The sequence below is a fragment of the Pseudoalteromonas sp. McH1-7 genome (genome assembly GCF_013366255.1).
Taxonomy (GTDB): Bacteria; Pseudomonadota; Gammaproteobacteria; order Enterobacterales; family Alteromonadaceae; genus Pseudoalteromonas; species Pseudoalteromonas peptidolytica.
The window spans coordinates 1-12,774 of the sequence record NZ_JABWPQ010000007.1 but is presented as its reverse complement, the minus strand read 5'-3'; the positions used below and the strand labels follow the sequence as shown (position 1 = coordinate 12,774).

The following is a 12,774-nucleotide window of genomic DNA, read 5'->3' as shown; positions in this document are numbered from 1 at the left end:
AGCAGGTTAATTACTCGAATATACGTAGATTAGAGGATACGATGGCGAATTATAGCACCAACGAGTTCAAGGGCGGTCTAAAAATTATGATCGATGGCGAGCCTTGTTCTATCTTAGAAAATGAAATGGTCAAGCCTGGAAAAGGACAAGCGTTTAACCGCGTTAAGATCCGCAAGCTTATCTCAGGTAAAGTATTAGAAAAAACATTTAAGTCTGGTGATTCAGTTGAAGGTGCAGACGTTATAGACACAGATCTTGCTTACCTATATACAGATGGTGAGTTCTGGCACTTTATGAATAACGACACGTTTGAACAAATCGCTGCGGATGAAAAAGCGGTAGGCGAGAACGTAAAATGGCTCGTTGAAAATGACGTTTGTACTATTACGCTTTGGAACGGCAACCCAATTGCTGTAACGCCGCCAAATTTTGTTGAGCTTGAGATCACCGAAACGGATCCTGGCCTGAAAGGTGATACCGCAGGTACTGGTGGTAAGCCCGCTACATTGAGCACAGGAGCTGTTGTACGTGTTCCTTTGTTTGTTCAAATTGGTGAAGTGATTAAAGTTGACACGCGCAGTGGCGAATACGTTAGCCGCGTAAAATAAATACCACATCAACCTAAGTTGTTACACCATTTGTTTTAATGCTTTCTTAGTTTGAAAGAGTGATAAGCTGCAAAGAGTTGCCTTAATGGTAATAAAATGCGCTAGCTGCGCTATCAACAAGGCTTTTTGGCCTTTAAGTAAAGCGCTATATAAGACAAATAGGCATTGATAAATCCCAGCATTAAGCTGGGATTTTTTTGGAGTAGAAATAATGGTAAATGATTGGCAGCCGAGCGCAAGCATAGAAACGCTAAGACATAGAGCCGCGATTTTAGCGAAAATACGGCAGTTTTTCGCAGCCCGAGAGGTAATGGAGGTAGAAACCCCAAGCCTCTCGCAGGCCTCAGTAACCGATCCCCATTTAGATACTTTCCATACACGTTTTGTTGGCCCAAATCATAGCCAAGGGTTGCCACTGTACTTACAAACTTCTCCAGAGTATGCCATGAAAAGGTTATTGGCAGCTGGAAGTGGCTCTATTTTTCAGCTTGGTAAAGCATTTCGTAATGAAGAGTCTGGCCGTCATCATAATCCAGAGTTCACTATGCTTGAGTATTATCAGGTGGGCTATGATGAATTTGAGCTAATGTCTGAATTAGATGAATTGATGCAGTATTTACTAGACTGTCCTGCAAGTGAGTCAATCAGCTATCAGCAGGCGTTTATTACCTATCTTGGGTTTGACCCACTAGCTATCTCTTTAAACGACTTAAAAAAGCATGCCGAGCAGCGTGGTTATGGTGATATAGCCGCGATTGAAAATAACCCAGATACATTGCTACAGTTGTTGTTCTGTATGGAGATTGAGCCGCAAATTGGCCAACGTGTTCCGTGTTTTGTATATAATTTTCCGGCATCACAAGCCGCGCTTGCCAAGCTCAACCCGAAAGATAATCGAGTTGCTGGGCGCTTTGAGCTGTATTATCAAAATATGGAACTGGCAAATGGTTTTAATGAGTTAACCGACGCAGCCGAGCAGCGTGCCCGTTTTATGCAAGATAATCAGCTAAGGGCAGAAATGGGGCTTGATGCTGTGCCTGTCGATGAGCGTCTACTCGGAGCTCTTGATGCTGGCATTCCTGATTGTGCCGGCGTTGCGGTGGGCATAGATAGATTGGTTATGCTCGCACTAAACAAAACGACCATAAGTGAAGTAATCAGTTTTGATGTTTCGCGGGCTTAACGCACCGCGAAACAGCTGGGGTAAGAGCAAATAGTGATCCTAAGTTTAGGCTATTTATGTGAAACAAACCGTTTCAGCTCTTTTTGGGTTGTTTCTGTAAGTTTTTGGGCGCTTTGACATTCAGCCAATGCACTATCTATTTGCGATTTTGAGTGCTGCCCCAATTCAACAATTTGCTGCACAGCTTGATGGGTGTGCTTTTGTGTCTCTTCCAGTTGGTGCACTGCGCTGACAATTTCTTCCAATTGTGCTTGATTGCGTTCAAAATCATCACTCATTGAGATAAAACCATTGGATGTCTCACTAATGGCTTTCTCGGCAGAAACCGAGTGTGAAATAAGTTGCTCTGATTCTTGATTGGTTTCGCCAACAAGTACGTTCATCTTATTGATAAAGTCACTAATTTGGCGTGTGGCGTCATTTACTTTGACGGAGAGTGCTCTTACCTCATCGGCAACCACGGCAAACCCTCGACCTGCTTCTCCTGCTCGGGCAGCTTCAATCGCGGCGTTGAGCGCAAGTAAATTAGTCTGATCTGAAAACTCTTCAACCATTTTTAGGATACTGCGGATATTTTCGCTGTTCTCTTTTAGCCCCAGCACCGTCGATGAAAAGTTACCAAGCAGTGTGGTGATTTGTTTTACTTCAGCTACCAATTTAGTGACGGTTTGTGATGAGCCTCTAACGAAGTGCAGGCTCTCTGTATTGGCCTGATATACTTGATCCGTATTGTGAACAATGCTTTGTAAGCTATGGCTAACCTGATCAGAGGCTGCAATGATGGTATCGCCCTGACTTAACTGCTGCTGACCGTAGCTTGCGGTACTTTGCATTGATGCTGTGACATCATGGTTGCTTTGGGTTGCAGCAGCAGCACTTTGATAGGTCTTTTCTAATAGTTCGCTTAAATGAGTGGTAAAAGAATTGTATTGTTCGCTGAGATCTCTAAATTCGTCAAAGGTAAACTGAGGCAATTTGGCATCTAAATTACCATCTTGGCGGTTAATTCGCTCTAATGACTCTTTCATTGCTTGTACTGGGCGGACAATTAAAAAGCGCATGTAGAACACAGTAAAACCAAATGCTGCAATAATCACAATAGCTAGCAGCCAGAATGCGGCCAGACTGGCGTCGGCGCTCACCAGCTCAGAATATAGCCAAATCAAGCTAATGATTTGAAAAAGCAGTAAAAATCCTAGGTTACCAACTATTTTACGAGTGAGTGTGAAGAAAAAGGTTTCTTCGATAAAATTATAAATGCGCATATATAAACTCATATTGGGCTCATCATTGTGCCACTTTATTTGTCTCAGTATAGATGAGCTAAATGGAATAACAATGCTAAAGCGATCAACTAGTTACTCTTTTGGAGTGGCATAAGCACCATTCCGTTGTAAATACATTTTTGTCTGGCATGGGTAATTGGTAAAAATACCATCTACACCATAATCAATCATCATATCTATGTCTTGTTGTTTATCGACCGTATAGGCGAATACCTTAAGGCCTCTAGACTTTGCATCCAACACATACTCATGGTTGATAAAATTCTTGTCCATATGAATGCTGTAAGCATGCAGTGATCCGGCAAATTGCGCATAGTGGATTGGAATAGAAGCGGTCAGTGCGCCAATTCTCACCCAGGGCAACTTTTGCTTCAACCATAGCAGTTGATGATGATCGAATGATGAAATGAGCAATTGCTCACGGTTGATAATACCCTGTTGAATATGCGCTTCAATGTAGGAAACAAATTTATCCAAACCAAAAGTATGCTTAAGCTCTAAATTAATATCGGTTCGCGTACCAATGGTAGTAAACACTTGTTGCAAAGTGGGAATTTTTTGTCCTTTACCCGCGTCCAGCGTTGCTAAGTAAGCTTGGCTTTGTTCATTCACTCTGCCGACGCCATTCGTGGTTCTATCAAGCCAAGTATCATGAATAATCGCGTAATCATCTGCGCAGCTTTGCACATCTAACTCTATACCATCAACACCAACATCCAACGCTGCCTCTATAGCAGCAAGCGTATTTTCGGGATAACTGCCACTGGCTCCACGATGCGCTAAGACTTGAATCATGCTTTTTTCCTTGTAATAGACCAAGTTTCAAAACAGGCTGCACTAACGACTAACAAGCCACCAAATAATGTTGTTAGCGTTAGTGTCTCGTGTAACAGAATATAAGCTAACAGTGTTCCATACAATGGCTGTAAACAAGAAATTAATCCGGCTGTGGTAGCAGATAAATGCCTCAAACTTGAGGCAAATAAAGCATGAGGAATAGCCGTAAATACAACCCCTGCTAGCAGAATGAGTGAAATGTTTTGCGGCGAAACGTGCTGTGGTGGCACGTCAACAAACGCAATGAGTAGCAAACAAGCTACCAGCGTTTGATATAGCATAGTGTGTGGTCCGCTATAGTGTGAAAAAAATTGTTTTTGTAATAGGTTGCGTAGTGCAAATAGCACGCCTGAGAATACCCCAGTAATAATACCCAATGTTACTTGATTACCAAGGCTAGCTTCAGGCACCAGTAAATATATCCCCAGCAATACTGTTGATGCACTGATAATATCTTTGAGTTGTATTTGTTTGCGATTAAATAATGGCTCTAAAAATACAGTGATCACCGGGTAAGTAAAAAATGCGATGATCCCGATAGCAATGCCAGCCATTTGCATACCGGCAAAATAAGTAACCCAATGCAGCCCAACAATTGCGCCGAGCATAATAGCGACTAGATAATCTCGTTGATTGTGTAGTTTTATAGGCTGGCGTTGCAGTTTTAATAAAATAAGTAACACAATGAAAGCAATAGCTGCGCGATAAACAGTAATATCAAGTGCTGATAGTGAAATCAATTTTGAAAATAATGCTGTTCCACCAAACAATAAAACGGCACTATGGAGCGACAGTAAAGCGGATTGTTTCGGTTGCATAAAAAATTATTTTGACTTTTTTTAGCAGTCTACAAGATTGCGAACACTTGTCACTCCACATCGAACAATAATAGTAAAACAACATAAAATAATGAGCAGGAGAACGTGGTGGCCATTACCACAGATCACACTTTAGTAGAAAAGCGGCGCTCCTTTTGGGATGCTGGTCCATTGATATTCTCAATTTTTTATTTCTTTCCTTTGGCTTTTAGTTGGACACAAGAAGGGAGCGTTAACCTTGTCGCGCAGCTGTTGATTTATCTCGGATTTGTCTGGCTGTATTGGCAGAGTATTGCCAAAACCGGCATTGCTTTAATTACCCTTTTGTCACTGATGACGTTACTGTGTATTGTTGGCAGTTTGGCGACAACCGGTACTAGCTCGTTATTTGGTTTTGTTGCTTTTTTTTGCGGTTTTAGTTTACAGGGTAAATACAAAGTTTATGGATTTTTGGGGCTACTCATATCGATCTTGTTTACCTCCCATTTTATCATACCAGCGCATACGATTTATTTTTTAATGCCTGCCATTTGTGTTTCATTGGGGCTATTTATCTTTGGCTGGGTAACGCATAGAGAGCGAGTGCATCGTCAGTTGCAGCGTCAAAGTGAGCAAGAGATAAAACGCCTAGGCGCCGTTGCTGAGCGAGAACGAATTGCACGAGATTTACATGATTTACTCGGGCATTCATTGAGTTCGATTGCATTAAAAGCTGAGCTTGCCAGTAAGTTTGCTGCTGCACAGTCGTATGAGCAAGCGCAATCTGAGGCCCTTCAGGTCGCTGAGCTTGCACGAGAAGCACTGAGCGAAGTACGCCAGGCAGTTACGGGTTATCATCAACTGGCATTAGACGCACAACTTCATATTATGGCCTCGCGGCTGAAAGATAAGGGAATTGCTGTGTCGCTAAATCTAAGTGCGGTGGAAATAGATAAAGAAAAAGAAGCGAGCTTGTGTTTTTTTGCCAAAGAGGTATGTACCAATATTATCCGCCATAGCGATGCCGACAAAGTGAGTGTGCAACTGCAACAAACGCAACAGAGTATATCAGTTGAAATTAAAGACAATGGTTCAGTGAAGAGTATTAAAGAAGGGAATGGATTAATGGGGATCCGAGCGCGTTTAAAGGAGTGTGGTGGTCAGTTGGTTTATCACACAGAGCAAGGTGCATATTTTAAAGCTGTTATTGAGGTAAGTTCATGATCCGCGTGTTTATTGTTGAAGATCAAGCATTAGTTAGAGGTGCTATCGTTGCACTATTGAGTTTAGATCAGGATATTGAAGTAATAGGAGATGCTGAAAATGGTCAGGTTGCCAAAGAAAAACTCAAGTCTTTAAGCCCAGATGTTGTGCTGACCGATATAGAGATGCCTCATATTACAGGACTTGAGCTTGCCCAGCACTTGCAACAAACACAGCCTAACTGCAAAGTGGTCATCATGACAACCTTTTCCAAAGCAGGCTACATTCGCCGCGCAATTACACTAGGAGTGAATGGCTTTGTTTTGAAAGAAGCGCCAAGTGAGTACCTACTATCAACATTAAAAAAAGTGATGAATGGGCAAAAGGTCATTGATCCTGAGCTGGCTTTATATGCACTCGAAGATGCTGATCCTTTGACAGATAAAGAACGCAAAGCATTACGATTAGCAGGAGAGGGCTTAAAAACGACGGAAATTGCAGCTCAATTATTCTTAAGTGACGGAACCGTAAGAAATTATCTTTCGGATGCTATCGCCAAATTACATGCGACAAATCGAATTGATGCAGCAAGGATCGCGAAGCAAAAAGGGTGGCTGTAAGGTATTGTAATAGCATATATTCACTTAATACTTCAAAATAATGTTAAGCAGTACTATACTGCGCTACTTCACAAAGTAATGATAATGTATTAATTTTGAGTGTTGTTGATGGATCCGAAATTCCTTATTCAAGTAACCGCAATTACCACGGTGGTTTGCACTGTATTTATGGCGGTAAACTGGTTTATTAATAAGGCTCTCCCTGGCACTCGAGATTGGCTGTGTTTTATTGCATTGACGGGGGTTGGATGTGGGCTGCTGGCAGCCTATACATTACCCGTCACATTTTCTATTTTTATTCCCAATTTAGCCATAGCAATAGGTTTATTCTATCTTACTCGGGGTGTGGACGCCTTTTTTGCAGTTCAGAGTAATTATATGCCTTGGTATGTGCTTGGGGCTATCGGAATTCCTAGTTTTAGTTATTTCTTATACGTAGACTTTAATTTTATTGCACGGGTCATACTCAATTATTTGGTGTGGGCAATGGCAATGATTTATTGTTTAAGAGCGCTAAATCAAGGCCAAAAGTTGTTATCAAAAGACTTTACTGTGGCACATTGGGCATTTGGTTTATCTTGTTTTAGCCTGCTGTTGGTATTTACCTTCAGGGCTGTCATGTTAGGTAGCTACTCAGTAACAGATAGCTTAGTGTCAGCAAATTGGGTTAATCAATTCTTCTCCGTGTCAGTAAGCACTATGCCATTGTTGCTATGCTTTTCACTTTGTCTGTTGTGTAGTAGCCGCCGTGAAAAAGAATTGCAAAGCTTGAAAACGGCTGCTGAACAGTCAGCTCAAATCAAAGGCCAGTTTTTAACCCTGCTAAGTCATGAATTAAGAACACCGTTAAATGCCATTGTTGGGCACGCAGAATCACTTAAAAAGGTTCCGCGTGAGCCTGCTCGTCATGCTGAACTGTGTGATGTGATAGTTCATGCTGCGATGTCGATGTCTGATTTAGCCAATCAAGTGCTGCTACAGGCAAAGGGCGAGTATGCAGCACAAAACCGCGTGCCTTTCTCCCTTTATAGTCTTGCTCAAGAGCTAGTACGTTTATTGCAGCCCCTCGCATTAGCAAAGGGCCTGAGTTTGAAGGTGGAAGTCAAAGGTGTATACCCGCAAGATGTGCATATTGTAGAGCAAGATACGTTAGCGCTGATACTAAGAAACTTGCTTTCAAATGCGATAAAATATACCGACAAAGGGTGTATTACGTTAACCCTGGAAGGCGCAGCTAGAGAAGACGATAAGCAAGCGATTCGGTTTGCTATTCGCGATACAGGAAAAGGCTTAACTGAGGCGCAAATAGAAAGAATTTTTGAACCCTTCGTCACTCTCGACAGCGAACAATCTATCTCACATAGTGCCGGGATTGGTTTGGCGCTATGTAAACAACTATTAAATGGGCTAGCAGCTAACTTGGACGTAAAAAGTCAGTTAGGACAAGGAACTGAGTTTAGCTTTGAATTAACTTGCCAATGTAGTAACACGCCAATACAGCAAGGTCAGCTGAGTGCGGAAAAACTGCCATTGAATGTGTTGGTTGTTGAGGATAATGCAATAAATGTTGAGGTGATCAGCAATTACCTAAATGATATGGTTACGCAGTTTTCTCTAGTTAAAAGCTTGGCAGAGGCTGAAGTTACTCTACTTGCACATCATTTTGATATTGTTTTATTAGATATGCATTTACCTGATGGGCATGGCCTTGAGTGGTTCAAAACTCGATTTACTGAAATTGGTTTTACGAAAAAAGTCAAAGTAATCGCGTTGACAGGTGATGGCGACCCTGAATTGAAAAGGCGATGCTTACAAGCTGGTATGCAGGATTGTTTAACAAAGCCGGTGATGCCAAGTCGTCTCTATGCGGTATTAGAAAGCTCAACGATCAAACAAGTTTCCTCCATTGAGCGCAAAGTGTTGATTGACCGGCCTAAATTTTTAGAGCTTGTACACAGTGAAGCATCGGGAGTTTTAGCAACCAAACTGATGTACCTTGCAGATAGGTTTGAATATGAAATTGCCCAGATAAAGGGGTTAATTGAGCTAGATATTCAGGACTTGGCAGCAGAAAAGCTGCATTATATCGAGGCCGAAGCGCAGAACTTTGGCATGATAAACTTAGTCGAACATATTCAAAGCTTACAGTCTCAATTACTACAAACTGGTTCGACAATAGACTGGGATACACTCGCCGCTGTGGCTCGTCAGTCTGTTGAGCGTCTATTAGAGTTACATGCACAGCTGGTCACCCCACAGAGTCATTCAAATCAGGCAGTGAATTTATCAGCATAATAGGCTTCATCTGGTGTTATGTAGGTTATTTATTTTGTATGTTTTCATGCAAATAGCACTGTAGTTAAAGTATAAGCTTTTGATATTATTAAACATAGGCAAGGTTGGTTTTTGCATGAAAATGGGGGATATAACTTCACTCACTTTTCGGATGACTTAACCGATTTAAGCTATGACTCAAAAGGTTGGTTTTTAAATATCGTTGGTAAATTTTAGCCAAAGGCTTGAATTGATAATTATCATCAAGCCGATATATGAACTTATTTTGAATTCGTATACTGTGTTCACTGATAATTAATGCGAGTGCTGTTATTTTGGGTTAAAATAACAGCATAGCTTATTTAACAAGACAGTAATGCCAAAACAGGATCCCTATCTCGATAGAGAACAGCAAAAATACGACAACCCCGTACCCAGTCGCGAATTTATCTTAGAACACATTAAAAGCGCGGCCAAACCTCCTTCTTTCTCTCAACTGTGTTTCGACTTAAAAGTGCTAGACGAAGAGCGTCAAATCGCACTTAAACGCCGCTTGCGCGCAATGGAACGAGATGGTCAGTTACACTTCAATAAATTCAAGTGTTACGCCATTCCAAGCGATGATGGCTTAGTGAAAGGTCGTGTTGTTGGGCATCGTGACGGTTTTGGCTTTTTAGAAGTGGAAGGTGAACCCAAAGATTGGTTTATCACTAAATATCAGATGGAGCGAGTGCTACATGGCGATTGGGTGCTAGCTAAAGCTGGTAGCCGAGGGTCGGGTGGTAAGGTTGAGGCACGCATTGTCCGCGTACTTGAAAAAGAGCGTGCGCCAGTCGTCGGTCGGTATTTTGTTGAGTTTGGCATGGCAGTTGTGGTGCCAGAAGATCCGCGTATTACGCAAGATATTATCATAGTACCAGGTCAAGAAAATGGTGCTCGTCATAATCAAATGGTACAGGTAGAGATCACTCAAAGCCCCAGCAAACAAATGAATGCAATGGGTAAAGTACTTGAGGTGCTCGGCGATCATATGGCGCCAGGTATGGAAATTGAGGTGGCACTTCGTAATCATGACATTCCTCATGAGTGGCCAAGTGAAGTAGAAGCACAAGTAGCAAATCTTGGTGAGTTTGTTGAAGAATCAGCGAAACAGGGCCGTGTTGACCTGCGTGATTTACCGTTAGTGACCATTGATGGCGAAGATGCCCGGGACTTTGATGACGCCGTGTATTGTGAACGTAAAAAGTCAGGTGGCTGGCGCTTATGGGTGGCCATTGCTGATGTTTCTCACTATGTAGGTAAAGGCACTGCGCTTGACAAAGAAGCGATAGAGCGTGGAAATTCTGTGTATTTCCCTGAGCAAGTTGTGCCTATGCTTCCAAAGGTGCTGTCCAACGGCTTGTGCTCGCTAAACCCAAAAGTTGACCGTTTGTGTATGGTCGCTGAAATGACAGTGTCTGAAGCAGGTCGTTTATCGGGCTACCGCTTTTACGAAGCAGTGATGAACTCTCACGCCCGTTTAACGTACACCAAAGTTCATGCGATTTTACAAGGCGATGAAAAACTGAGGGCTGATTATCAGCCACTTGTGCCTCATCTCACAGAGCTTCATAACATGTATATGGCGCTTAAAGCGGCAAGGCAGGAGCGTGGTGCAATTGAGTTTGAAACCCTAGAAACACGTTTTGTTTTTAACGCGCATCGTAAGATTGACTCCATTGTGCCTGTTGTTAGAAACGACGCCCATAAGTTGATTGAAGAATGTATGATCTTGGCGAATGTGTCTGCGGCAAAGCTATTGGAAAAACACGAAGCCCATAGTTTGTACCGTGTTCATGATGAGCCAGATCCTGAAAGGTTGAGCCAGTTTAGACAATTCTTGCAAGACTTGGGTATTGAAAGCCAATTACCTAACGATCCGTCGCCAGAGGAGTTGACGCAAGCGCTTGAGTCATTGGGAGATCGCCCTGAAAAAGAATTGATCCAAACCATGTTACTGCGCTCAATGAAGCAAGCAGTATATCAGCCAGAAAATATTGGTCACTTTGGTTTGGCATTAAAGGCCTATGCCCACTTTACTTCACCGATCCGTCGTTACCCAGATTTAGTCGTGCATCGTGCGATCAAAGGCATCTTGCAGCAACAAGAGCAACCCGTGAGTGGCGCTTATATTTATAACGAAGATGAAGTAAAACAACTCGGTGAGCAGTGCTCAATGACAGAGCGCCGCGCTGATGACGCGACCCGTGAAGTTGCTGATTGGCTTAAATGTGAGTTTATGCAAGACCATGTTGGTGATGAGTTTACTGGTGTGATCTCGTCAGTTACCAACTTTGGCTTATTTGTCAGGCTGGACGATTTGCAGATTGACGGTATGATCCATGTCAGCAATTTGGGTCATGAATACTTCCATTTTGATGCAGCTAAGCAGTGCTTGATTGGAGAGCATAGCCGTACTGTGTTTAGGTTGGGCGATAAGCTTAATGTCGTGGTTGCTTCGGTGAGCTTAGATGACCGCCGGATCAATTTAGCATTAGCCGAAGAAGGTCAACAAGACAGATACGCAAGACGAAGAAAGTCAGCTAAGGGTGCTGCTGGTAGTGTTCGTGCACAACTTAAAGCAGGCAAGATCCCTGAGACTAAACGCCGTGATGAGACTGACTCGGTAAATGGCAAAGATAAAGGGGCTGGAAAGTCTAAAAAGCGGAAGAAGACAACGCCAAAAGGTGAGCTTAAAAAAGCGAAAAAAGCCGGTACGCTGAAATCGAAAAAGAAATCGAGCAGCAAAAAAACGAAAGGGGCGAAAAGCAAAGCAAAACGTCCTGGTAAAAATGAAAGAAATCGCAGTAAAAAAGCACAATAAATCTAAAGCGGGAGCTTTAACGTGAGTAACGAATTAATTTTTGGCTTTCATTCAATCGAAGCCATTTTGAATAACGCGCCGGAGCGCTTTTTAGAAATTTATGCACTAAAGGGACGTGAAGATAAGCGCTTAAATCAAGTGGTCAATGAGGCGCGTAAATTTGGTATTTCGGTGCAATTTATGCAGCGTAAAGCGCTTGATAACAAAGCAAATGGTGAGCAACATCAGGGCATTATTGCCAATGTTAAAGCGGCGCGGGCTTTCAATGAAAAAGATCTTGATGACATCATTCAACGAGAAACCACACCGTTTTTCTTGGTGTTGGATGGGGTGACAGATCCTCACAACTTAGGAGCTTGCTTACGTAGTGCGGATGCAGCTGGTGTACATGGTGTGATTGTACCTAAAGATAAGTCAGCAAAACTGAATGGCACGGCAAGAAAAGTGGCATGTGGTGCAGCCGAAACGGTTCCGCTCATTCAAGTGACGAACCTTGCTCGTACGTTGCGTGATATTAAAGAGGCAGGAGTGTGGGTAGTTGGTACCGCTGGAGAAACTGATACCGCTGTGTTTGATGCCAACCTAACAGGGCCTATGGCCATCGTTATGGGGGCGGAAGGAGATGGTATGCGCCGCCTAACACGTGAGCACTGTGATGAGCTGGTAAAGATCCCTATGGTCGGTAGCGTATCTAGCTTAAATGTGTCGGTTGCCACTGGTGTATGTTTGTTTGAAGTATTGAGACAGCGCTCGGCACTTTAATTATTTGATAAGCGCTGTTTAGAGCAGCGCATCTTTAAAGCGGTAAAAGCTCGCAAGGTAAACTTGCTCCTACACAAATTCGCTTTGGTAGGAGCCGATTTACTCGGCGAGCTTTTTTATAGCGCGCAAGGTAAGTATATTCCCACACAAATTATCTTTGGTAGGAGCCGATTTACTCGGCGAACTTTTTAATAGCGCGCAAGGTAGGCAAGTTCTCACACAAATTAACTTTGGTAGGAGCCGATTTACTCGGCGAGCTTTTTTATAGCGCGCAAGGTAAGTGTATTCCCACACAAATTATCTTTGGTAGGAGCCGATTTACTCGGCGAACTTTTTATAGC

General features: G+C 42.7%; 10 protein-coding genes. 7 read left to right on the top strand and 3 right to left on the bottom strand.

All coding sequences use genetic code 11. The features are described from left to right. The first annotated feature begins 41 nt into the window (after nucleotides 1-41). Both efp and epmA read left to right on the top strand, forming a co-directional pair. Nucleotides 42-608: an elongation factor P gene (gene efp / locus HUZ36_RS06570; RefSeq protein WP_125251025.1), complete on the top strand. Its 567-nt coding sequence runs from the start codon at nucleotides 42-44 to the stop codon at nucleotides 606-608. A gap of 208 nt (nucleotides 609-816) precedes the next feature. Further along, on the top strand, nucleotides 817-1,791 hold the full coding sequence (epmA, locus tag HUZ36_RS06565) for an elongation factor P--(R)-beta-lysine ligase (RefSeq protein WP_176032457.1): 975 nt from the start codon (nucleotides 817-819) through the stop codon (nucleotides 1,789-1,791). A 50-nt stretch (nucleotides 1,792-1,841) separates the two neighbouring features. Here epmA and HUZ36_RS06560 read toward each other — a convergent pair whose 3' ends face one another. The 3 genes from HUZ36_RS06560 to HUZ36_RS06550 all read right to left on the bottom strand — a co-directional run bounded on the left by HUZ36_RS06560 (nucleotide 1,842) and on the right by HUZ36_RS06550 (nucleotide 4,732). After that, on the bottom strand, nucleotides 1,842-3,068 hold the full coding sequence (locus HUZ36_RS06560) for a methyl-accepting chemotaxis protein (protein WP_176032409.1): 1,227 nt from the start codon (nucleotides 3,066-3,068) through the stop codon (nucleotides 1,842-1,844). A gap of 81 nt (nucleotides 3,069-3,149) precedes the next feature. Next, nucleotides 3,150-3,872 carry a glycerophosphodiester phosphodiesterase gene (locus tag HUZ36_RS06555; protein ID WP_128731126.1) on the bottom strand — a complete coding sequence of 241 codons (723 nt, stop codon included), beginning with the start codon at nucleotides 3,870-3,872 and terminating at the stop codon, nucleotides 3,150-3,152. Further along, the gene (locus tag HUZ36_RS06550) at nucleotides 3,869-4,732 is read right to left on the bottom strand and encodes a DMT family transporter (protein ID WP_128731125.1); all 864 of its coding nucleotides are present in this window, start codon (nucleotides 4,730-4,732) and stop codon (nucleotides 3,869-3,871) included. The genes HUZ36_RS06555 and HUZ36_RS06550 overlap by 4 nt, the downstream gene beginning before the upstream one ends. Nucleotides 4,733-4,840: 108 nt before the next feature. Between HUZ36_RS06550 and HUZ36_RS21945 the strand changes: the two genes are divergently transcribed. The 5 genes from HUZ36_RS21945 (at nucleotide 4,841) to rlmB (ending at nucleotide 12,433) form a co-directional block, all read left to right on the top strand. After that, nucleotides 4,841-5,935: a sensor histidine kinase gene (locus HUZ36_RS21945; RefSeq protein WP_176032408.1), complete on the top strand. Its 1,095-nt coding sequence runs from the start codon at nucleotides 4,841-4,843 to the stop codon at nucleotides 5,933-5,935. Continuing rightward, nucleotides 5,932-6,534 (top strand): response regulator transcription factor, encoded by a 603-nt coding sequence (locus tag HUZ36_RS06540; RefSeq protein WP_176032407.1) that lies wholly within the window; start codon nucleotides 5,932-5,934, stop codon nucleotides 6,532-6,534. Before HUZ36_RS21945 ends, HUZ36_RS06540 begins: the two co-directional genes overlap by 4 nt. Nucleotides 6,535-6,642: 108 nt before the next feature. After that, nucleotides 6,643-8,829 carry an ATP-binding protein gene (locus HUZ36_RS06535; protein WP_176032406.1) on the top strand — a complete coding sequence of 729 codons (2,187 nt, stop codon included), beginning with the start codon at nucleotides 6,643-6,645 and terminating at the stop codon, nucleotides 8,827-8,829. Nucleotides 8,830-9,184: 355 nt separating this feature from the next. Then, entirely contained in the window at nucleotides 9,185-11,671 is a 2,487-nt protein-coding gene (rnr, locus tag HUZ36_RS06530; RefSeq protein ID WP_176032405.1) for a ribonuclease R, read from the top strand. A 21-nt stretch (nucleotides 11,672-11,692) separates the two neighbouring features. Further along, a complete protein-coding gene (gene rlmB / locus HUZ36_RS06525; protein ID WP_176032404.1) occupies nucleotides 11,693-12,433 on the top strand; it encodes a 23S rRNA (guanosine(2251)-2'-O)-methyltransferase RlmB in 741 nt (246 codons plus the stop codon). Nucleotides 12,434-12,774 lie beyond the last annotated feature (341 nt).